Origin of the sequence: Streptosporangium sp. NPDC023963 (genome assembly GCF_040639135.1) — a bacterium.
Lineage (GTDB): Bacteria > Actinomycetota > Actinomycetes > Streptosporangiales > Streptosporangiaceae > Streptosporangium.
On record NZ_JBEZZK010000026.1, the window covers coordinates 1 to 20,139 of the forward strand.

Consider the following 20,139-nt stretch of genomic DNA (forward strand, 5'->3'; position numbering starts at 1 on the left):
TACCCAGACCCACCGGCGCCACCACCGCACCCGCGGCACGGGGCGTCGCCACGACACACCCGAGCGCGACCAGGGCGGTGAGAGCCCCCGCCAGCAGGGAGGCCCCGGACCGGCCGGCCCGCGCCGGAAGGAAGGCTCCCGCCCCCGGCACCCCGGCCGGCCTCGAAACCCCGGCGCGCCGCAGCACGGCCGACAGAAGACTTCTCATACGCCCCTCATCCCTGGACTGGTTTTCAGGCGGGAGGAGACCTCGGCGGCCGCGAATTCCGATGGTGGGTCCGCGGCCGGACGGTAAGCCCGTTATAGCACTCGACCAGGCCGGTACGCCGGTGACGTGCTGTACGCAGGGCAGACCGTGCGGGCGATCCGTCATCAGACCCTGCACGTCTCTCGTGATTTCGGAAGACCCGGGCTCGCCGTGACCACATCAGGTCACGGCGAAAAGCTGGCGAGGATTGACGTTGACTCAGGTCCGGCTATAGCCCAGATTTCGGGCATTCCTGTTTTTCGGGGGATGTACGGAGGTTGCAATGAAACGTGCGAGATTAGCCATTCTCGCAATCGCGGTGCTGCTCCTGGGCCTGGTCGTGAGCACGCCCGCGTCAGCGGTCCCCGATCCACCCGCCGGCGACGACGGAGTACACGTCTACGTCGGCGAGCTCACCGCGGAACAGCTGGACGCGCTGCTGAAGTCGGGTGTCGAGCGCGAGGAACTACGGATCACCAAGTCCGCGGACGGCAAGAAGGTCACCGTCGAGGCGATCCTCGGCGCGGCCCAGGCGGAGCAGCTCCGCAAGGCGGGCCTCGGCCTGAAGGTCCAGCAGTCCGCGGCGGCGAGCAGGCAGGCGGCCAAGGGGGACGGCGTCTTCAAGCCGTACAGCGGCGCCGGAGGCATCCGCGAGCAGATCGTCAACGCGGCGAACGCCAAGCCGAACATCGCCAAGGTCGTCGACCTCGGCACCACGGTCAAGGGCCAGCCGCTCACCGCGATCAAGGTGACCAAGGGCGCGCGGCAGCTCAAGGACGGGGCGCGCAAGGCCGTGCTCTACATGTCCGCCCAGCACGCCCGTGAGTGGATCACCCCGGAGATGACCCGCAGGCTCCTGCTCCACTATCTGAACGGCTACGGCACCAACCCCGAGATCACCAAGCTGGTCGACACCGTCGAGCTCTGGTTCATCCCCGTCTCCAACCCCGACGGCTACGACCACAGCTTCACCGGAGACAACCGCCTCTGGCGCAAGAACCTCCGCGACAACAACGGCGACGGCCAGCTCACCAGCGCCGACGGCGTCGACCTGAACCGTAACTTCGCCTACAAGTGGGGCTACGACAACGAGGGCTCCTCCGAAAACCCGGCCAGCCAGACCTACCGGGGCCCGAGCGCGCAGTCGGAGCCCGAGACCAGGGCCGTCGACAACCTCGCCGGGCGGGTCGACTTCACCTACATCCTCAACTACCACTCGGCCGCCCAGCTGCTGCTGTACGGCATCGGCTGGCAGCAGGCCACGCCCTCTCCCGACGACCTCATCTTCGAGGCGCTGCTCGGTGACGACGCGACGCCCGCCGTACCCGGTTACGACCCCGACATCGGCGCCGAGCTCTACACGACCAACGGCGAGACCGACGGTCACATGACCAACAAGCACGACGCGCTGACGATCACGCCGGAGATGACCACCTGCGAGGTGGCGGTCGAGAGCGTGCCGGACGACGAGTGGACGCTCGCCGACTGCGCGGGCGGCTCGGGCTTCACCTTCCCCGACAGCGAGGCCCTGATCCAGGCGGAGTTCGCCAAGAACGTCCCGCTCGCGGTCGACCTCGCCAAGTCCGTGAAGACTCCCGACTCCCCGGTCTCCCCGGTGAACCGCACGGTCCCCGACTTCCGGCCCGACAGCTTCACCGTCTCGTACGGCGACCCGCAGCCGGTGGCCGTGACCATGCGGCGCTCCCTGCTGACCAAGCAGCTGCGCTTCCGGATCAACGGCGGCCCCGTGCGCCTGCGCGGCCTCAGCGAGTGGAACGGCGGCGAGCGGTACGGCGACGAGAACGACCTGTACTTCGCCGAGTACCGCTCCAAGGTGGAGGGTGCCAAACCGGGCGACAAGGTCGAGGTCTGGTTCACCGGCTACAAACCCGGCACCGGGACCGTGGAGAGCCAGCACTTCACGTACAAGCTGGAGAAGAAGTCCAAGGCCAAGGTGCTCGTCGTGGCGAACGAGGACTACACCGGCTTCAACCCGGACTACCCGGCGTCGGTGACCGCGCCGAAGTACGCGGCGCAGTACAGGCAGGCGCTGCAGACCGCCGGATACTCCTCCGAGACGTGGGACGTCGACGCCCAGGGCGTGCCGCACCACCTCGGGGTGCTCGGCCACTTCAAGGCGGTGGCCTGGTACCTCGGTGACGACCGGCTCGCGATGGACGCCCAGGACGTGGAGACCGAGACCCCGTTCGGCCCGCTTCCCGACATGGACGTCAAGCGGCAGCAGCAGGACCTGACCGTCTCGGTCCGCGACTACCTCAACGAGGGAGGCAAGCTGCTCTACACCGGGGAGACCGCCGCGTACTTCGGCTTCTTCGGCGCCAGCCTCGGCGGCATCTACTACGGCCTGGACGGCGCGCCGGACTCCGACTGCGTCATCACCAGCCAGGACGGCTTCTTCGAGGAGTGCCTCATCCTCGCCGACGACTTCGCCCAGTACTACCTCGGTGTCTACGGCCGCAACCCGCGCGTCGGGCCGACCGGCTTCACCGGCACCGGTCCCGGGCTGAACGGCACGAGCGGCACCTTCGGCGGCCAGGCGCTCGCCGACAACCCGCTGGACGAGGCGGGCACCCTGCAGGTGACCAGCGACACGCTGCCACCCGCGCAGTTCCCGCAGTTCAAGAGCTCGGCCGCGGCCGACTACATCGGGGCGACCGGCCCGTTCGACCCGGTCGAGGGCGACTGGTACGTGGCGGGCCCGCACACCGACGACGCGTACAAGAGGCTGACGCGCACGGTCGACCTGGCGGCCGTCACCGCCGCGCAGCAGCCCAAGCTCCAGTTCCAGCTCTCGTACGACACCGAGCAGGGCTACGACAACGTCATCGTCGAGGCGCACACGGTCGGCCAGGACAACTGGACGACCCTGCCCGACCTCAACGGCGGCACCGCCACCGACGTCCCGACCGAGTGCGAGGCCGGCTTCCTGCTGGACGAGCACCCGTGGCTGCTGCGCTACCTGACCCCGGGCAACCCCTGCACGCCGACCGGGACGAGCGGTTCCTGGAACGCCTTCACCGGCAGCTCCGGCGGCTGGCAGCAGGTGGCCTTCGACCTGTCCGCGTACGCGGGCCAGCAGGTCGAGGTGTCGATCAGCTACGTGACCGACCCCGGCACCGGCGGCGTCGGCGCGTTCGTGGACGACACCAGGATCACCACCACCGGCGGCCAGCTCGCCGCCGAGGGCTTCGAGTCCGGTCTCGGCGCCTGGGCGATCCCCGGACCGCCCCCGGGCAGCCCGGCGAACGCGGGCGACTTCGCCAGGGCCCAGGCCGACAAGACGGCGGCAGTCTCGACGAAGGACACCGTGTTCCTCGGCTTCGGCCTGGAGCAGGTGGCCACCCCCGCCGAACGCGCCGCCACCATCAAGAAGATCATGAAACACCTGATCGGGTAACCGGGTTCTCTCACCGGTGACCAGACCGTGAGGCCGGGCGCCACACCCGTGGCGCCCGGCCTTCGCGCGTCCGGCGTCCCCGTCCCGCGCGGCGGTCGTCTTCCTCGAAGGCGTCGAAGACGAGCGGAATCCATCGGCCCGCGGCCTCGGTCGGCCGTGGTTCGGCCACCTGTCAGGCCGGCCGGTGGTCCCCTCCCTCGCCGTGGCCGCACTCCCGAAGCCGCCGGTCATGCAAGATCGGAATGTCGGTGCCGGCACCTGGAGCACTCCGGCACATGCGTGTCGGTGGGCACCGTCACCACGACATAGGTGCCCACCTGGCGCGCCTTGTCGTCAGGAGGGGATTCCCCGCGTCGCCTGGCTGGCTTCGACGTCGATCGGCCAGTCACGGGAGGTCAGCTCGACGACGAAGGGCTTGCCGATGATGTCCGCTGCCGCATCCGACTGCATGAACTCGTCAAACGCGGCCTTGTCGCGCCAGACGTAGAAGCCGCCGTAGTTGCCGGTGGCCTCATCGTTCAGCCAGACCTTGGACACGAGCGTCTCCAGCTTGGCGAAGTACTCGGTGTACGGCTTGATCAGGTTGTCGATGACTTCCTGGCGAGGTACGTCGGTGAGTCGGTACGTGATGAGTTGGGCGTGCATTACAGACCTTTCCGTACTGGTTCCACGTTGGACCGGGAACTCCACGGAAGATAGCCTACCTAGTACTAGATAGGCTAATCGCCGCCAAGGTGGTGATCCGGAGGTCAGGATCTCCCGAGGCCGACGGTGGACCCAGGGCCGGGCGGCCGGCCAGGTGACCTCGGAGGCCGAGCCGAATGATGATCGGCCGGTGACGGTGTGGTCGTCGATCCGCACGACAGACCATGCCGGCCGGGGCCGGATGGGGAAAGGTATGGTGCGACCATGAGGCACTTGGCGCAACCTGGCAGCGTTACGGCCACCCGACTGCTTGACGCCGCGGAGAACCTGATGAGGTCTCGCGGCTGGTCGGCGGTGAGTTACCGCGACCTGGCGGCGGAAGTCGGCATCCGATCGGCCAGCATTCACCACCACTATCCAGCCAAGGCGGACCTTGGTGATGCCCTCATCGGGCGATACACGAGCACTTTCATGGACAATCTGCACAGGTTGGATGAGGAGCGAGGGAGCGCCCTCGACCGGTTCTCCGGATACCTGGATCTGGTGCGTGACGCCCTTTCCGGGGGTGTGGCCATGTGTCTGTGTGCGAGGCTGGTCGCGGACTTCGAGCTTCTGCCCGAAGGCATGCGAGGCCAGATCTCGGAATTCATGCAACAGAACATCGACTGGATCGCCGACACGCTTTCACTGGGTGTGACCCAAGGGGTCTTCGCGCCGATCGAGGACGTCAAATCGGTCGCGTGGCTGGTTTATTCCGAGGTGCAGGGCGTTCAGCTGCTGGTGCGCGGGTTCGTCGACATCACGCGTTTCGACGAGGTCGCCGACCAGCTGATCCGGCGCCTGGCCCCGGCGCGGGCCTTGGACCTTCGGGCAGGTTGAGGGCTTCCAATCCACGCGGTGGCTCCGAGAGCGCCGACGGCCTCGCCGGTCTCTGCCGCGACCGGGGGAGCCTGTCCGGAGCACCGGAATTCCCGCTGAGGAACATCGGAACCGGCCGCTCCTTCGCGCCGGACCCGGAGCACACGAGTTGACCTCAACAGTGCTTGAGGTCGCAGGCTGGGCGACGGCGTAAACGAGCGAAGGGGAATCCTGTGAAGGCAGCTGCTTTTTTCGAGTTCGGCGGTCCCGAAGTGTTGCGGGCGACGGAGCTTCCGACGCCCGAGGCGGGCGAGGGGCAGGTGCGGGTGCGGATCAGGGCCGCGGGCGTGCAGCCGTTCGACCTGGCCATCCGGGCGGGGTGGACCCCGGAGGGGGTCGGCGGTGAGCTGCCCCGCGTGCCGGGCAACGAGTTCGCCGGGGTGGTCGACCAGGTGGGCGCGGGGGTGGACGGGACCGTGGACGGGATCTCCGTCGGTGCCGAGGTCCTGGGCTTCAACCTGCTGAGCTCCTACGCCGAGTACGTGGTCGTGCCCGCGGAGAACGTCACGCCCAAGCCCGCGAAGATGCCCTGGGAGGTGGCGGGCGGTTTCACCGCCGGGACCCAGACCGCCCACATCGCGCTGCGCCAGCTCGGGGTGGGTGAGGGTGACACGGTCCTGGTCCACGCCGCCGCGGGCGCGGTCGGCACCGCGGCGGTCCAGCTCGCCCGGCTCTGGGGGGCGGCCACGGTGATCGGCACGGCCCGCGAGGAGAACCACGACTACCTGCGCGAGCTCGGCGCGACCCCCGTCACGTACGGCGAGGGCCTGCTGGAGCGGGTGCGCGCCCTCGCCCCCGGCGGGGTGGACATGGTCCTGGACGGCGCGGGCGGCGAGGCGCTGGAGGTCTCCCTGCAGCTGGTGAAGGCCGAGCGCATCGTCACGCTCGTCGAGCACGGCAGGGCCGCCGAGCTGGGGGTGCAGCGGACCCAGGGGGTGCGGCTGGCGTCCCGCCTCGCCGAGCTCGCCGCCCTGTACGCCGAGGGCAGGCTCGTCTTCCCGGTGCGCAGGACCTATCCGCTGGAGCGGGCCGCGGACGCCCACCGCGAGGTCGCCACCGGGCACGGGCGGGGCAAGGTCGTGCTGGTCATGGACTGATATGGCCGTATCACTGGTCTTATGGCCAGAACCCTTAGTAAGGTTTCTTGTTAATAACGTGCTATCCGTCGGCTCGTTGGACAGTCCCGCCTCCCATTTCTCGCTCCAGGAGGAGTCCACGTGCATCTGCGACACAAGCTGGCCACCGGTACGGCCGCCGCGATCAGCGTAGGGTCCCTGTTCGCCCTGCTGCCGTCCACCGCGGCGGTCGCCCACGGGTCCATGTCCAACCCGCCCAGCCGGGCCTACGTCTGCAAGACGGAAGGCCCGGAGACCCCCAAGTCGGAAGCGTGCAAGGCGGCCGTCGCGGCCGGGGGCACCCAGGCGTTCTACGACTGGCACGAGGTGTCCCGGCTCGAGGCCGGCGGCAACCACCGCCAGATCATCCCCGACGGCCAGCTGTGCGGCGCCGGGCGGGACAAGTACCGCGGGCTCAACCTCGCCAGGGCCGACTGGCCCGCCACCTCGGTCTCCCCGGGGCCGCTCACGGTCACCTACCACGCGACCGCGCCACACGCGAACAGCAACTTCGAGTTCTACATCACCAAGCAGAGCTGGAGCCCCACCCAGCCGCTGCGCTGGTCGGACCTGGAGCACATCAGGACCTTCAACAACCAGAACCCCACCCAGTTCACCGACTGGACGATCAACCTCCCGCAGCGGAGCGGCCGCCAGCTCATCTTCTCGATCTGGCAGCGCATCGTGGGCAGCACGGAGGCCTTCTACACCTGTTCCGACGTGAACTTCGGCGGCACCAACCCCAACCCCGACCCCACGCCGACCCCGACGGTGACTCCCACGCGGACCCCCACCCCGACCCCGACGCCCACCCCGACGAGCCAGCCGGGCGGCACCTGGGCGGCGGGCACCGCCTACGCGGTGGGCGCCACGGTGACCTACGGCGGCGTGACCTACCAGTGCCTGCAGGCGCACACCGCGCTGGCCGGCTGGGAGCCGCCGAACGTCGCGGCCCTGTGGCGACGCGTCTGACCCGGTGAGATCCGGCCGGGGTGGCCGCCGCCGCCCCGGCCGGGATCGTCGCTCTCCCGAGAGTCCTCCCGAGAACCGAGGAGTTCGTCATGAAGCGTGCGGTTCCGGTGGTCCCGACGGTCGTCCTGGGAATTCTCCTGCTCTCCGGCTGCGGTGCCGGCAGCATCCAGGAACTCCGCGGAGGTCCGGCCGGTCACGGGGGGCACGGCGCCCCCGGCGTCCCCGTCCAGCTGACGCCCCCCGCCTCCGCCCAGGGTTCCGATCACGGCGCGTACGGCGGCTCCGGACAGGGCGCGGACCAGGGCTCAGGACAGGGGGGCGACCACGGTTCCGACCACTCGGCGCACGGCGCCGGCGCGGGACTGCCCACCCCCTCGCCCGCCCCGCCGATGGGGACCGCGGCGGGAGTCGCCTTCAACCCCCCCGACGTGATGTTCCTGCAGATGATGGTGCCCCACAACACCCAGGGGGTACGGCTGGTGCGGCTGGTGCGCGAGCGGCCGGTCCGCCCCGAGGTCAAGGAGCTCGCCGAGGCGATCGGCGTGACCCAGGAACGCGAGTCCGCCTCGATGTCCGGGCTGCTGGACGCCTGGGGGCAGCCCGCGACGGCGAAGGACGACGAGCACGCCGCCCACGGCGGGATGCCGGGGGTGAGCGAGGAGGAGATGGCGGCGCTGATCGCCGCCCCGCCGGCCGAGTTCGAGCGGAGGTTCCTCGACATGCTGATCGCCCAGCAGGACGACGCCGCCCAGATGGCCAAGGTGGAGGTCGCCACCGGGCTGCACTCCCAGGTCACCGAGATGGCCAAGCGCGTCGACGTCTCGCGTACGGCGCAGATCGCGCAGATGCTGGCCCTGCGCGACCAGTAAGGATTTGTCCTTACACTCCCTTATGTGAGATATATTCCCTACTTGCTATAAGGGGAATTAAGGGGAGAGTCATGCGCAAGATCTTTGGGGTCGTGGCCGGATTGGTCCTGGCCGGGACCCTGGCCGCGTGCGGGGGGACGTCCACCGACACGGCCCAGCCCGCCGACGGCACGCCGAAGGCCGACGCCCCGCTCAGGGTCGGGGTCAACCCCGTGCCCCACGGCGAGGTGCTCAAGTACGTCAAGGACAACCTCGCCGCCAAGGCCGGGCTGAACCTGGAGATCGTCGAGTTCACCGACTACGTCCAGCCCAACACCCAGCTGGACGAGGGCAACCTGGACGCGAACTACTTCCAGCACATCCCGTACCTGGAGGAGTTCTCCAAGGGCAAGGACATCAAGCTCAGCTGGGTCGCCCCGGTGCACATCGAGCCGCTCGGCCTGTACTCCAAGAAGATCAAGAACGTCTCCGAGCTCGCCCAGGGCGCCCAGGTGGCACTGCCCAACGACGCGAGCAACCTCGGCCGCTCGCTCAAGCTCCTGGCCGACAACGGCGTGATCACCCTCAAGGAGGGCGTCGGTGTCAAGGCCACCGAGCGTGACGTCGCGGGCAACCCCAAGGAACTGGAGTTCAAGCCCCTCGAGGCGGCCCAGCTGCCCCGCTCCCTGGAGGACGTGGACGCCGCGATCGTCAACGGCAACTACGCCCTGGAGGCCGGGCTGCAGCCCGCGACCGACTCCCTGATCCTGGAGAAGGGCGAGGGCAACCCGTACGCCAACGGCCTGGTCACCGTTCCGGCCAAGGTGGACGACCCCCGCGTGAAGAAGCTCGCCGAGCTCCTCACCGGTCCCGAGGTCAAGAAGTTCATCCAGGACAGGTACAAGGGCGCGGTCCTGCCCGCCGAGTGACCCGCCCGGTGATTCGTCCGGCGATCCGGCCGGTGCCGTGTACGGTGCCGTGTCCGGTGATCCGCCCCGGGGTGGTCACCACCTCCCGCGCGACTCCTTCGGCCGTGCTCTCCGCCTGCCGGGCGGGGGGCGCGGCCGACGGCTTTTCCGGGGCCGGCAGGCCTGTGACGACGGGCGGGAGGCCGCGGTCCGCATCTACCTCCGTGGGGTGACGTTTGAGATCCGCGTGAGGGATAGATGGGGTGGGTTGGCTCGAAGGAGGAGATCCCATGACCATCGCAGGCGGCATCGTTCTCATTATGCTCGGCGCCATTCTCACGTGGGCGGTCGAATTCGACATCGCCGGATTCGACATCAACATCGTCGGTGTCATCCTGATGATCGGCGGTCTCGCGTGGCTCCTGTTCGCCGTGTACCGGCTCAGCCTCGCCCGCCGGGCGGTGGTGCCGGATTCCACGACCACCACGGTGATCGACGACCCGGTCACCCAGCGCCGCACCTACCAGGAGCGCCACTACAACGACCCCCCGGCGGTGTGATCCCGCGGACCTCTCCCGCAGGGGAGCCGCGACGCCGGCGGGTACCGCCGGCCGCTCCGGGTCCGTCAGGAATCCGGGTCCGTTAGGAGACGGTCCCCGCGGGTAGGCGTGTCGTTTCAATGAACGCGAACGGAGGGCACAGGACGTGAGCAGAGTCGTATCCCGCGGTGCGAGTGCCGTGAGCGGAATGCTCGGCGGTGCGATCGCCGGGGTCATCTTCAAACAGGTCTGGAAGCTCGCGTCGGGCAAGGACGACGCCCCCCAGGCGACGTCGGACGAGTACGGCTGGGGCGAGATCCTCGTGGCGTCGGCCATCCAGGGCGCCATCTTCGGCGTGGTCAAGGCCGCGATCGACCGTTCCGCGTCCCGGAGCATCCACAGAGCCACCGGTAAGTGACCCCGTGAGGTCGCCGCCGTCACCGGCGGCCGGCCTCGCGCCGGAGGCCCCCGATCCCGTCCGCGGGACCGGGGGCCTCCGTATGTCCGAAGCCTCAGGAGGCTCCGGGACGCGGGAGCCGTCAGGCGGCTCCGGGACACGGGCGCGCGCGGGCCGCCCGCCGCGCCGGGACGCGGGAGGAGAGCACCTCCGCGTACACGGCGGACGTCTGGGCGGCGATCCGGTTCCAGTCGTAGCGTGAGCGTGCCCGGGCGGCGGCCGCCGCCCCGTAGGCCGCCAGCAGGGACGGCGCGGCGAGCAGCCGGCGCAGCGCGCCGCCCAGCGTGTGGGGCTCTCGCGGTGGGACGAGCAGGCCGGTGACCTCGGGGACGACGGTGTCCAGATGCCCGCCCACCGCGGACGCCACCACCGGTACGCCGCAGGCCATGGCCTCCAGCGGCACGATGCCGAACGGTTCGTACCAGGGCATGCTGACCACGACGTCCGCCGAGCGCATCAGGGTGGGGACGTCATCCCTGCCCACCCTGCCGAGGAACCTGACGCGGTCCGCCACGCCGCACCGGGCGGCCACGCGCGCGAGCCGGTCCGCCTCCGGGTCGTCCAGGTCGCCGCCGGCGACGACCAGGGTGGCGCCGGGAACGCGGGCGAGGGCGTGAATCGTGGTGTCCACGCCCTTGCGGCGGACGGGACGGCCGACGGCGAGCAGGACGGGCCCCGGGCCGAGGTCCCTCCTCGGGCCGGCGGGGGTGAAGGAGCCCACGTCGACGCCGCAGGGCACGACCCTCGCCCGGCTCCGCGGAATCCGCATCCTGCGCAGTTCCGCCACCTCGTCGGCACAGGTCGCGACGATCGCGTCCACCTGGGAGGCGACCATCGCCTCGATCTTGAGGCGCTCGCGCGGGCTGGGGTCGTCCGTGCCCTGGTGGCGGCGCTTGACCGTACCGAGGGCGTGGAAGGTGTGCACGATGGGGACGGCGGCGTCCCTCGCGGCGGCCAGGGCGGCCAGGCCGCTCATCCAGAAGTGGCTGTGGACCATGTCGGGTGGCGCGGCGCTCCACCGCCTGGCGAGCCACCGGCCGAAGTCGGGGATCCAGGGGAGCAGGTCGTCCTTGGACAGGGGCATGGCGGGTCCGGCGGGGACGTGGACCACGGTGACCCCGGGGGCCAGGGAGGTCTCCTCGGGCTGGGAGGGGCACTCCCTGCGGGTGTAGACGGTCACCTCGTGCCCGCGCGCGGCGAGCGCGAGGGACAGGGCGGCGACGTGGACGTTCTGGCCCCCGGCGTCGGCTCCGCCGACGGCTGCGAGGGGACTGGCATGCTCTGACACCATCGCGATCTTCATGGACACGGCTCCACCGGGTGTACGGGGCGGGCGTGCCTGCGTCCTAGGCATACCGGCCTCCCCTGCCCTGACCGGGGGCTTTAAACGTGTTTGACCTTGGGATTCACGGGAAGGCGAGCAGTTTTGGACGGAAAGGAGTTCGACGATGGAGGCTCCCCAGTACGTCGCGGCGCGCGTGCAACGCGCGCTCGCCGAGGACGAGAGAACCACGGAACTCGGCATCCGGGTGGACATCCGGGGTGATCAGCTCTACCTGCGCGGCCAGGTCGCCAGCACCGACCGCAGCGAGCTGATCGCCGAAGTCGCCGGTGAGGCGGCCCCCGGGCTGGCCGTCCACAACGAGATGGACATCGTGGACGTGCGGGACCCGGTGGGGGAGGAGAGGCTGTGAGGGACGTGCGGATCGCGGCGGTCGGGGACGTGCACCTGGACGAGAGCCGCAAGGGGAGCTATCGCGAGCACCTCCACGACGTCGGTGAGAAGGCCGATGTCCTGTTGCTCGCCGGGGACCTGACCCGGCACGGCACCATGGAGGAGGCGCGGGTGGTGGCGGACGAGTTCCGCGACCTGCCGATCCCGGTGGTGGCCGTGCTCGGCAACCACGACCACCACTCCGACCAGCCCGCGGAGATCGCCGCCCTGCTGCGCGACACCGGGATCGAGGTCCTGCACGACGACGCGACGGTGCTCGACATCGACGGGATGCGGCTCGGGGTGGTCGGCGGCAAGGGCTTCGGCGGGGGGTACGCGGGCAAGTGCGCCAGCGACTTCGGCGAGCCGGAGATCAAGGCGTTCGTCGGGCACACCAAGCGGATCGCCGACCGCTGGCGGGTGGCGCTGAAGGAGCTGCAGGCCGACCGCAGGGTCGTGCTGTCCCACTACTCGCCGGTCAAGGACACCCTCGCCGGGGAGCCGCTGGAGATCTATCCCTTCCTGGGCAGCTACCTGCTGGCCGAGGCGGTCGACGCCGAGGGCGCCGATCTGATCATCCACGGGCACGCCCACGCCGGTACGGAGAAGGGTGTCACGCCGGGCGGCATCCGGGTGCGCAACGTGGCGCTGCCGGTGCTGGGCCGGGCGTACGGCGTGTATCTCCTCTGACGCGTTCCGACGCGTTACATGAAGAAGCGGGACATGAAGAAGCGGGCCGGGGGATACCCGGCCCGCGAGGCTTCTGTGGGAGTTCGGGGCGCTTACGTGCTTCTTACGGATGTTCTTCGCGGGCGTGGTGCCCGCGTCGAGAAGCGTGCCGGCCTCAGGCCCGCACCGGACGGCGTACGGACATCAGGCCGTACGGGATCGCGTGCGGGTCGTGTGGCCCGCACCTGGACGGTGTGCGAGCGCTGGGCTCGCACCGGTCATGTGTGCGGCGAGCGCGAGGCCCGCGTCACACATTGAAGATGCTCACACCCCCGGGGCCGACGAGGAAGCCGAGGACGATGAGGACGATTCCCCAGAGGAAATCGCGACGGGCCAGGATGACGTAGATCCCGGAGATGACGAGAACGACTGCGATGATCCAAAGCAAGGTAGCCATAACCGGCCTCTGCCCTCACAATTCACTACTTAACATCTTCATCATCCTTGGTTCTGTACAGATCAACTATCGGCTGGATGAACCACAGCCAGGCACTCAGCAGGGCCACGACCGCGGCGAACACCGCCGCCGGCCAGGCGTTGAGGACCGTTTCCGCGACGAGCGCCACCGAGCTCGTCATCGCGACCGCGAGCCCGGCGGCCCCCGCGATCCCGAGCGCGTTGGCGCGGTGCAGCATCTTCTCCTTCAGCCCGGTCCTGAACAGCAGGCGGTGCTGGGCGGCGGGGGTGATGAAGCAGACGGACGCGACGGCCGCGCTCAGCAGGGCGATGAAGAACAACCAGTGTCCCAGGGCGTCCACTTTGTTGAAGCCCGCCGCGAACGGCAGGCTGAACAGGAAGGCGAACAGCACCTGCACGCCGGTGACCGCGACACGCAGGCCCTGTAACAACTCGCCGAGCTCGCGGTCGACACGTTCCTTGCGGGTCTCTCCGGGCTCGGGATGTTCCCTTTGCGCATGTTCAGGTTGAATCATGCGCATCGTTTACCCAAGCAAAGGTTTGACATGCCTACCTGGGGAGTTACGGGGTACGGCGGTGGCTATGGGAAGCCACAGTCACGAGGTCACCGACGCGATCCTGGAAACGCTGAAGCGAGCGAGCAGCGGGTTGAAGGACGCGGACGTCAGGTTCGCTCTTGCCGGAGGCTGTGCGGCCTACGCGCGCGGAGCCGCCCCCTCGCTTCACGACGTCGACTTCGTCCTCCCCCAGGAGGACGTGCCGCTCGCGCTCGAGGCGCTGGGCAAGCTGGGATTCGAGACGTCCAGGCAGCCGCCGGAGGACTGGCTGGTCAAGGCCTTCGACGAGGGCAGGCTGGTGGATCTGATCTTCTCGATCTGCGACCACCCGGTCACCCCCGAGTTGCTGAAGCGGGCGGAGCCGATGAAGGCCTCGGCGGTGATCCTGCCCGTCCTGGAGGCCACCGATCTGGTCATCTCCTGGCTGCTTCCGCTCTCCGAGCACAGCTGTGACTACGGCTCCCTGCTGCCCCAGGTCCGCGCCCTGCGCGAGCAGGTCGACTGGAACCGCGTCGCCGCCGTCGTCCAGGACTCCCCCTACGCCTCCACCTTTCTCATCCTTCTCCAGCGCCTTGACGTCATCCCCGGCCCCATCGACTCCTCCGGCGACCCGACCTGGCCGTGAGACACGACCGTCCCGGGAACGCGGAGGGGCCCCGCCGTTTCGGCGGGGCCCCTCTCGTCGTCTCGTCCGGTGTGCCGGGTTGGAAATCCCGGGTCCGAAGGTTCCGGATCACAGGACCCGTGCCCGGAAGGTCCGGATCAGAAGGTTCCGGGGCCCCCGCCGAAGGGGAAGCGGCCGTAGTACTCGCCGACACGGTCGCGGTACGCGGGCTCCTTGAAGTTCGCCTCGTCGAACTCGGGGGCGTCCTTGATCTCCTGCTTGGTGCGCGCGACGTAGACCTTCTTCTCCTGCGGGTCGATCTGCGTCACCGTGCTCGCCGGCAGGAGGACCTTCTTGCCGAAGATCCACGGTCCCGTGTCGACGACGAGGTAGCTCTCGCCGACCTCGTACGTCGCCTCGTCGATGGAGCCGATCTTCCCATCGGTGGCCTCGACGTGGTACCCGGCGACGTCGAGCGTCCTGTCCTGGTCGTACACGTCGGTTCGATAGTTCCAGAGCTCAGGTTGCATGGTTGAACATCTCCCTTGACTTGATACTCCGGGCTCCGGTCACGTACCCGAGCGAGGAGCCCTAAACGGCATTTCCCCAAGTCAGCGGGAGCGGAACACTGTTCGTTCGCCTTTGTTTCCACTCGAATCCGCAGGTCATCGCGGGCCTCGACCGCCACCCCCGGGACGTGAATCTCGCCGTCCGGTGCTCTTTGGCGGCATATATCTACTCATGTACGGACCACGGTGACGGATCCGGTAAGCTTGTCGAAGTCAAGCGCCGCTAGCTCAGTTGGTTAGAGCAGCTGACTCTTAATCAGCGGGTCCGGGGTTCGAGTCCCTGGCGGCGCACCATGACCGCAGATCTTCGATCTGCGGTTTTTTGGTTTCCGAACGCCTTCGGCGTTTTGGCCGATCCTGCTTGGCCGCTCGCCGCGGCTCACGGTCAGGCCCGCCACCCGGCGCCTCCCGACACGACCTCGTGCGTCCTGGCGTGCCGGGTCGGCGCCGGCTCCGGGCCGGGATCATCCTCCGGCGCGGTCAGGCCCGCCGGCCCACGGCCGTCCTGGCGCCGCGTCGCCGCCACAGCAGTCCGGAGACGGCGCCGAGGGTGACCAGGGAGCCGGTGAGCACGAGCATCCGCCCGTCGGGGCCGCTCTCGCCGCCGCCTCCGGTGTCGGCTCCTCCGGCCGGTGTCTCGTCGATCTCGCCGTTCGCGTCCTGCGGGGTCTCGGCGGCCTGGGTGTCCTCATCCGTCGTGGGCGGGCCGACGGGCTGCGTGGCCGTGTCCGTCGGGGCGGGATCGGTCGCCTGGCCGCCCCCGGCGACGGTGAGGGGGTAGGTCGTCAGGGCGTCCCCGTTCAGCGGCTCGCACTCGATCAGCGGCTGGTTGGGCTGGGTTCCGAAGTTGACGGCGGCGGGCTTCACCGTGGCGCTGCCCGCGTTGGCCGAGGTGGTCGCGAGGGAGACCGGGGCCGTCGGCAGCGCGACGGTCCCGCCCGCGGCGACCGCGTCGAGGGTGCCCACCCCGGTGGCGGAGGTCACCCCGGAAAGGCCGCTGATGGAGGCGTACGCGTACAGATTGGTGCCCGCGGGCAGTCCCGCGGCGGGCGCCGTCAGGCCGGTGCCGGAGTAGGTGCCGCGCCAGCCGATCGTGAACTGCTGTCCCGCGGTGGCGTTCGCCGGCATCGTCATCTCGACGTCGATCTGGATGGTCTGCTTCTCCGTCACGCCGTCGGTGGTGCACTCGTACTCCACGATGCCGGCCGCGACGACCACGTCCCGCTCCGCGGAGGAGGGAATGGGGTGCCAGAGGAGGACCAGGCCCCCTGCCAGGGCGGCGACTGGGAGAACCGAACGGACGCGCACGTCGCCTCCTGCTTACGACAGATGGGGCATAAGGGGAGACGGGGGACAGGGATGTTTGGTTGACAGCGCGAGTCCGATCCGTACGACCGAGATGGAAAGGCACCGGATGGGGCGGGTTCGCCCCATCCGGTGCCCGGGTCGGTCACAGGGTCACGGGACTACGAGGCGTAGACCTCGAACTCGGAGAGCTGACCGGCGGGCCAGCCGCTGTTGGCGGTGAAGGTCAGGCGCAGGTGGCGCCTGCTGGTGGCCGGGAAGGTGATGGTGGCCGTGTTCCCGGTGGCGGGGTTGAAGGTGTACGTCGCCGAGCCGACGACACCGGTGAAGTTCGTCCCGTCGGTGCTGCCCAGGAGGGCGACCGCCTGGGTGCGGGTGGCCCAGTCGGCGGCCGGGGGCAGCTTGAGGACGACCCGGCCGACGCTCTGCGTGGAGCCGAGGTCGACCGTGACCGACTGCGGGAAGGCGTTGTTGTTCGACTCCCAGTAGGTGCTCGCGTTGCCGTCCACGGTGTTGCCCGAGCCGTACACCTGGGCGTGGCTGGTCTCCGTGGTCGGCCTGCCCTGCGCCAGGTTGGTGACGGGCGCCGAGCCGCCGGTCCCGGTCAGGGCCACGGTCAGCGGCCCGTTCGGGTCGTTGCTCGCGACGGTCAGGGTGCCCGTACGGGTGCCCGTCGCGGTGGGGGTGAAGGTGACGTTGACGGTGCAGGAGGCGCCGGCGGCGAGGGTGGTGCCGCAGGTCCTGGTCTGGGCGTAGTCGCCGGTGGTGGCGACCGTGCCGAGCGTCGCCGAGGCGGTGCCGGTGTTGGTGACCGTGACGGCCTGCGCCGGGCTGGTGCTGCCGACCGTCCTGGCGGCGAACGTCAGGCTGACCGGGGAGGCGGCCAGCGACACGGTCGGCGTGGGGTCGCCGCCGCCCGGGAAGATCTGGAACTCCGAGACCTGGGCCGCGGGCCAGCCGGTGTTGGCGGTGACGTTGAGCCGCAGGTGGCGCACGGACGAGCCGGTCAGCGGGATCGTGACGCTGTTGCCCGTGGCCGGGTTGAAGGTGTATCCGGCCGAGGCCTTCAGGGTGGTCCAGGTGGTGCCGTTGGTGCTGCCCTGGACCGACAGGGTCTGCGTCCTGGTCGCCCACGCTGCCGGCGGCGGCAGCTTCAGGGTGACGGAGCCGACGCTCTGCGCGCTGCCGAGGTCGGCCTGCAGCCACTGCGGGAAGGCGTTGCCGTTCGACTCCCAGTAGGTGGAGGCGTTGTCGTCGTTGGCGCTGCCCGGCGGGAAGCCGCCGTTGGAGCTGCTCGCCGTCATCGTCGCGCCGAGCGCGAGGTTGGTGGTCGAGCTCGTGCCGCTGCCGCTCAGGCCGACCGTCAGCGGGCTGTTCGGGTCGTTGCTCGCGACGGTCAGGCTGCCCGTACGGGTGCCCGAGGCGGTGGGGGTGAAGGTGACGCTGACGGTGCAGGAGGCGCCGGCGGCGAGGGTGGTGCCGCAGGTCCTGGTCTGGGCGTAGTCGCCGGTGGTGGCGACCGTGCCGAGCGTCGCCGAGGCGGTGCCGGTGTTGGTGACCGTGACGGTCTGCGCCGGGCTGGTGCTGCCGACCGCGCGCGCCCCGAAGGACAGGCTGCCCGGGGAGGCGCTCAGGGCGACGCCGTTGGTGCCGCTGCCGGAGAGGCTCACGGTCACCGGGCCGCCCTGGGCGCTGCTGGCGACGGTGAGCGTGCCGGTGCGGGTGCCCGTCGCGGTCGGCCTGAAGGTGACGTTCACCGTGCAGGTCGCGCCCGCGGCGAGGGAACTGCCGCAGTTGTTGGTCTGGGCGTAGTCGCCGGTGGCGGTCACCGAGCCGATCGGGGCCGCGGTGGCGGCTCCGTTCGTGATGGTGACGGCCTGCGCGGGGCTGGTGGTGTTGACCTGGCGCGCGGCGAAGGACAGGCTGCCCGGGGAGCCGGACAGGCCGCCGGTGTTGCCGCCGCCACCGGGGTAGATGTAGTTCGGCGTGGGCCAGGTGCCGGTGCAGGTCGTGCTGCTGGGGCTCCAGCCGGTGTTGCCGGTGCCGAAGACGGGCGTGAAGGCCGCGCCGACGCAGTTGTGGATGGCGACGCCCGCGCCGATGTGGTCGGCGCTGACGTTGTTGAACGTCATGTTCGCGCCCGACTGCGCCTGGATCATGTACGTGCCGGTGCCGTCGATGTTGACGTTGTTGAAGTTCACCGTGCTCGTGGTGCCCTCGATCATGTGGATCGCGGCGTACGAGCTGTCCAGGATGTCGGTGTCGGTGACGTTGATGGTGGCGTTGACCGGCTCGTTGAGCCCGCTGAACCAGATGGCTCCGACGCCGAAGTGCCAGTTGAAGTCGTTGTTGCCCGCCCGGAGCAGGGTGTTGCGGGCGACGGTGTGGGTCCCGGCGACCGCGGTGCCCTGGCCGGAGTTGACGCCCGGGTAGCGGTTGGCGATGTGGATGCCGCCGCCGTTGCTGACCGTGTCGGCCACCACGTTGTCGGTGATCTGGATGTCCCTGCCGCCGTAGGTGACGATGTTGTTGGCCAGCAGCGTGACGCCCACGGTGTTGAACGTGAACTTGTTGCCGACGTTCGGGATCCGCTCCGGCCACATGGCCAGGGCGTCGTCACCGGTGTTGCGCAGGAACGTGTTCGTCACGGTCGAGTTGGTGACCCCGGTGTGGAAGTTCACGCCGTCGGCGGTCTGGTCGAGGATGCGGCTGTTCTTGATGGTGAAGTTGTTCATCGGGCCGTCCATCCAGGCGCCGACCTTGGTGTGCTGCATCCACACGTTGTCCACGACCGAGTCGGTCATCGCGCCGCCCATGGCGTTGACCTGGTCGTTGTCCTCGCGCTCCATGATCTCGCCGATGATGGCGAAGTCCTTGAGCGTGACGTTGCGGCTCGGGCCGCCCGCCTCGTGGGCGCGGATCTCGCCGCCGTAGCCGCCGCCCTGGACGTACTTGCCGTAGACGCCGACGGCCCGGTTGCGCTGGGTGGGGTGACGCCCGCCGAGCACGCTGTACCAGGGACCGGCTCCGCGCAGGGTGACCCCGTCGACGACCACGTGGTCGTAGAGGTTGTAGGTCCCCTCGGGGATGTAGACCTCCTTGCCCTGGGCCTTGCCGGCGTTGACCGCGGCCTGGAAGGCGGCCGTGTTGTCGACGCCCGTGTTGTTCTTGATCGCGCCGAAGTCGTCGACCGACAGCGAGCCGGCCGGGCGCCCGATCGGGGCGCCGACGACCTCGAAGTCGGCCAGGTCCACGGTGACCGGGATGCCGCCGGTGTGCTGGATACGGACCTTGGCGCCCGCGGCGAGCGTGGACCCGAACATGGTCCGCGTCTCGTCGTAGAAGTGGTGCGGGTTGGTGTCACCCGGGTTGTTGTTGAACGGGTAGCCGCCGTAGTACCAGCCGTACTTGGAGGTGAGGGTCAGGTCCTTCAGATGCGTGCCGTTGAGCCGCAGGCTCGCCGTGGTGTTCTGACCGGTTCCCGAGGCGTTGTCCGGGACGCTGTAGCGCAGCGACAGCGCGTTCGCCGGCCGGGTGAGCGTGAACTCCACGTACTCGCCCGAGGAGTCGAGCGTCACCGCCCTGCGGCCCGAGGCCTCCGAGGGAAGGCGGCCGTAGATCCGGTCGGGGCCGATCACCTGGCCCGAGTGGGCGGTGTCCTCGGCCTCTATCTCGAAGAAGGGCACGGTGGCGCCGCGCCCGGGAAAGTCGAACGGGGAGTCGGCCCTCGCGGCGGCCGTGGCGGGGGCGACCGGTAAGGAGACCAGCCCTCCCGCCGTCAGCGCCGCGATCGTGGCGATGGTCCAGGCCTTTAGCCTGCCGGACTTCTTCATCGGCTGACCCTTCACTTTACGAAGAGCCGGACGCTTCGCGGCCGGAACGTCGCAGACGCCGGCCGGTGGTGCCCGGGGGGTATCCACACCTTAAAATGACGAACAGATTGCTGCAAGATTTCGTCTAATACATGAAACGTAACGACCGTGTTGCGTTGGTTCCTGTACGGAAAGTTTCATGTAAGTGGTTGCGAATTGCTGGAAGCCGCTTGCGTGCCGGTGGAAGCGGCGCCCTGCGGCGGTTCGGGTTCTCCGGCCGGTCCGGGACGCTCCGGGCGGTCCGCCGATGTGAGTGATCGGGCCCGCCCGCGCGGTCGGCGTGGCCGCCGACCTCGCGGTGGGTG

19 protein-coding genes and 1 tRNA gene are annotated in these 20,139 nt (G+C 69.5%); 12 read left to right on the plus strand and 8 right to left on the minus strand.

What is annotated here, in order from left to right; all coding sequences use genetic code 11:
- Positions 1-208 (minus strand): hypothetical protein (locus AB0F88_RS42095; RefSeq protein ID WP_362697477.1); only part of this gene is annotated, 208 nt, incomplete at its 3' end.
- 322 nt (positions 209-530) lie between these two features.
- On the opposite strand from AB0F88_RS42095, the gene AB0F88_RS42100 reads away from it, so the two are divergent.
- On the plus strand, positions 531-3,665 hold the full coding sequence (locus AB0F88_RS42100) for a M14 family zinc carboxypeptidase (RefSeq protein ID WP_362697480.1): 3,135 nt from the start codon (positions 531-533) through the stop codon (positions 3,663-3,665).
- A 333-nt stretch (positions 3,666-3,998) separates the two neighbouring features.
- On the opposite strand, the gene AB0F88_RS42105 is transcribed toward AB0F88_RS42100, so the two are convergent.
- Positions 3,999-4,310, minus strand: a complete 312-nt coding sequence (locus AB0F88_RS42105) for a YdhR family protein (RefSeq protein ID WP_362697483.1) — start codon at positions 4,308-4,310, stop codon at positions 3,999-4,001.
- Positions 4,311-4,574: 264 nt separating this feature from the next.
- On the opposite strand from AB0F88_RS42105, the gene AB0F88_RS42110 reads away from it, so the two are divergent.
- The 7 genes from AB0F88_RS42110 (at position 4,575) to AB0F88_RS42140 (ending at position 10,028) form a co-directional block, all read left to right on the plus strand.
- Entirely contained in the window at positions 4,575-5,189 is a 615-nt protein-coding gene (locus tag AB0F88_RS42110) for a TetR/AcrR family transcriptional regulator (RefSeq protein WP_362697486.1), read from the plus strand.
- Between the two features lie 212 nt (positions 5,190-5,401).
- The gene (locus tag AB0F88_RS42115) at positions 5,402-6,325 is read left to right on the plus strand and encodes an NADP-dependent oxidoreductase (RefSeq protein WP_362697489.1); all 924 of its coding nucleotides are present in this window, start codon (positions 5,402-5,404) and stop codon (positions 6,323-6,325) included.
- Between the two features lie 120 nt (positions 6,326-6,445).
- The gene (locus AB0F88_RS42120; protein WP_362697492.1) at positions 6,446-7,315 is read left to right on the plus strand and encodes a lytic polysaccharide monooxygenase; all 870 of its coding nucleotides are present in this window, start codon (positions 6,446-6,448) and stop codon (positions 7,313-7,315) included.
- 89 nt (positions 7,316-7,404) lie between these two features.
- On the plus strand, positions 7,405-8,184 hold the full coding sequence (locus AB0F88_RS42125) for a DUF305 domain-containing protein (protein WP_362697495.1): 780 nt from the start codon (positions 7,405-7,407) through the stop codon (positions 8,182-8,184).
- A gap of 71 nt (positions 8,185-8,255) precedes the next feature.
- Positions 8,256-9,092 carry a MetQ/NlpA family ABC transporter substrate-binding protein gene (locus AB0F88_RS42130; RefSeq protein WP_362697498.1) on the plus strand — a complete coding sequence of 279 codons (837 nt, stop codon included), beginning with the start codon at positions 8,256-8,258 and terminating at the stop codon, positions 9,090-9,092.
- Between the two features lie 269 nt (positions 9,093-9,361).
- A complete protein-coding gene (locus AB0F88_RS42135; protein WP_362697502.1) occupies positions 9,362-9,631 on the plus strand; it encodes a DUF6458 family protein in 270 nt (89 codons plus the stop codon).
- A 145-nt stretch (positions 9,632-9,776) separates the two neighbouring features.
- Positions 9,777-10,028 carry a DUF4235 domain-containing protein gene (locus AB0F88_RS42140; RefSeq protein ID WP_329084950.1) on the plus strand — a complete coding sequence of 84 codons (252 nt, stop codon included), beginning with the start codon at positions 9,777-9,779 and terminating at the stop codon, positions 10,026-10,028.
- A gap of 121 nt (positions 10,029-10,149) precedes the next feature.
- Here the strand turns inward: AB0F88_RS42140 and AB0F88_RS42145 are convergent, their stop codons facing one another.
- On the minus strand, positions 10,150-11,370 hold the full coding sequence (locus tag AB0F88_RS42145; protein ID WP_362697505.1) for a glycosyltransferase: 1,221 nt from the start codon (positions 11,368-11,370) through the stop codon (positions 10,150-10,152).
- A gap of 145 nt (positions 11,371-11,515) precedes the next feature.
- Between AB0F88_RS42145 and AB0F88_RS42150 the strand changes: the two genes are divergently transcribed.
- A complete protein-coding gene (locus tag AB0F88_RS42150) occupies positions 11,516-11,761 on the plus strand; it encodes a BON domain-containing protein (RefSeq protein ID WP_362697508.1) in 246 nt (81 codons plus the stop codon).
- The gene (locus AB0F88_RS42155; protein ID WP_362697511.1) at positions 11,758-12,471 is read left to right on the plus strand and encodes a metallophosphoesterase; all 714 of its coding nucleotides are present in this window, start codon (positions 11,758-11,760) and stop codon (positions 12,469-12,471) included. The genes AB0F88_RS42150 and AB0F88_RS42155 overlap by 4 nt, the downstream gene beginning before the upstream one ends.
- Before the next feature lie 286 nt (positions 12,472-12,757).
- Here AB0F88_RS42155 and AB0F88_RS42160 read toward each other — a convergent pair whose 3' ends face one another.
- Together AB0F88_RS42160 and AB0F88_RS42165 are read right to left on the minus strand one after the other, a co-directional pair.
- Positions 12,758-12,907 carry a GPGG-motif small membrane protein gene (locus tag AB0F88_RS42160; RefSeq protein ID WP_362697514.1) on the minus strand — a complete coding sequence of 50 codons (150 nt, stop codon included), beginning with the start codon at positions 12,905-12,907 and terminating at the stop codon, positions 12,758-12,760.
- A gap of 25 nt (positions 12,908-12,932) precedes the next feature.
- Positions 12,933-13,442 (minus strand): DUF6328 family protein, encoded by a 510-nt coding sequence (locus AB0F88_RS42165; RefSeq protein ID WP_362697516.1) that lies wholly within the window; start codon positions 13,440-13,442, stop codon positions 12,933-12,935.
- 67 nt (positions 13,443-13,509) lie between these two features.
- On the opposite strand from AB0F88_RS42165, the gene AB0F88_RS42170 reads away from it, so the two are divergent.
- Positions 13,510-14,109: a hypothetical protein gene (locus tag AB0F88_RS42170; protein ID WP_362697519.1), complete on the plus strand. Its 600-nt coding sequence runs from the start codon at positions 13,510-13,512 to the stop codon at positions 14,107-14,109.
- Between the two features lie 137 nt (positions 14,110-14,246).
- Here the strand turns inward: AB0F88_RS42170 and AB0F88_RS42175 are convergent, their stop codons facing one another.
- The gene (locus AB0F88_RS42175; RefSeq protein ID WP_362697522.1) at positions 14,247-14,618 is read right to left on the minus strand and encodes a PRC-barrel domain containing protein; all 372 of its coding nucleotides are present in this window, start codon (positions 14,616-14,618) and stop codon (positions 14,247-14,249) included.
- Between the two features lie 256 nt (positions 14,619-14,874).
- On the opposite strand from AB0F88_RS42175, the gene AB0F88_RS42180 reads away from it, so the two are divergent.
- Positions 14,875-14,951: transfer RNA gene (locus AB0F88_RS42180), tRNA-Lys, on the plus strand.
- A gap of 186 nt (positions 14,952-15,137) precedes the next feature.
- Here the strand turns inward: AB0F88_RS42180 and AB0F88_RS42185 are convergent.
- The gene (locus tag AB0F88_RS42185) at positions 15,138-15,965 is read right to left on the minus strand and encodes a hypothetical protein (RefSeq protein ID WP_362697525.1); all 828 of its coding nucleotides are present in this window, start codon (positions 15,963-15,965) and stop codon (positions 15,138-15,140) included.
- A 158-nt stretch (positions 15,966-16,123) separates the two neighbouring features.
- Positions 16,124-19,795, minus strand: a complete 3,672-nt coding sequence (locus tag AB0F88_RS42190; protein WP_362697528.1) for a choice-of-anchor D domain-containing protein — start codon at positions 19,793-19,795, stop codon at positions 16,124-16,126.
- Between the last annotated feature and the right edge of the window lie 344 nt (positions 19,796-20,139).

What these genes read in the sequence shown, in the direction of transcription:
- AB0F88_RS42145 (WP_362697505.1), bottom strand. Translation starts at nt 11,370, where the DNA reads ATGAAGATCGCGATGGTGTCAGAGCATGCCAGTCCCCTCGCAGCCGTC.
- AB0F88_RS42160 (WP_362697514.1), bottom strand. Translation starts at nt 12,907, where the DNA reads ATGGCTACCTTGCTTTGGATCATCGCAGTCGTTCTCGTCATCTCCGGG.
- AB0F88_RS42175 (WP_362697522.1), bottom strand. Translation starts at nt 14,618, where the DNA reads ATGCAACCTGAGCTCTGGAACTATCGAACCGACGTGTACGACCAGGAC.
- AB0F88_RS42135 (WP_362697502.1), top strand. Translation starts at nt 9,362, where the DNA reads ATGACCATCGCAGGCGGCATCGTTCTCATTATGCTCGGCGCCATTCTC.
- AB0F88_RS42170 (WP_362697519.1), top strand. Translation starts at nt 13,510, where the DNA reads ATGGGAAGCCACAGTCACGAGGTCACCGACGCGATCCTGGAAACGCTG.
- AB0F88_RS42150 (WP_362697508.1), top strand. Translation starts at nt 11,516, where the DNA reads ATGGAGGCTCCCCAGTACGTCGCGGCGCGCGTGCAACGCGCGCTCGCC.
- AB0F88_RS42130 (WP_362697498.1), top strand. Translation starts at nt 8,256, where the DNA reads ATGCGCAAGATCTTTGGGGTCGTGGCCGGATTGGTCCTGGCCGGGACC.
- AB0F88_RS42190 (WP_362697528.1), bottom strand. Translation starts at nt 19,795, where the DNA reads ATGAAGAAGTCCGGCAGGCTAAAGGCCTGGACCATCGCCACGATCGCG.
- AB0F88_RS42100 (WP_362697480.1), top strand. Translation starts at nt 531, where the DNA reads ATGAAACGTGCGAGATTAGCCATTCTCGCAATCGCGGTGCTGCTCCTG.
- AB0F88_RS42110 (WP_362697486.1), top strand. Translation starts at nt 4,575, where the DNA reads ATGAGGCACTTGGCGCAACCTGGCAGCGTTACGGCCACCCGACTGCTT.
- AB0F88_RS42105 (WP_362697483.1), bottom strand. Translation starts at nt 4,310, where the DNA reads ATGCACGCCCAACTCATCACGTACCGACTCACCGACGTACCTCGCCAG.
- AB0F88_RS42125 (WP_362697495.1), top strand. Translation starts at nt 7,405, where the DNA reads ATGAAGCGTGCGGTTCCGGTGGTCCCGACGGTCGTCCTGGGAATTCTC.
- AB0F88_RS42165 (WP_362697516.1), bottom strand. Translation starts at nt 13,442, where the DNA reads ATGATTCAACCTGAACATGCGCAAAGGGAACATCCCGAGCCCGGAGAG.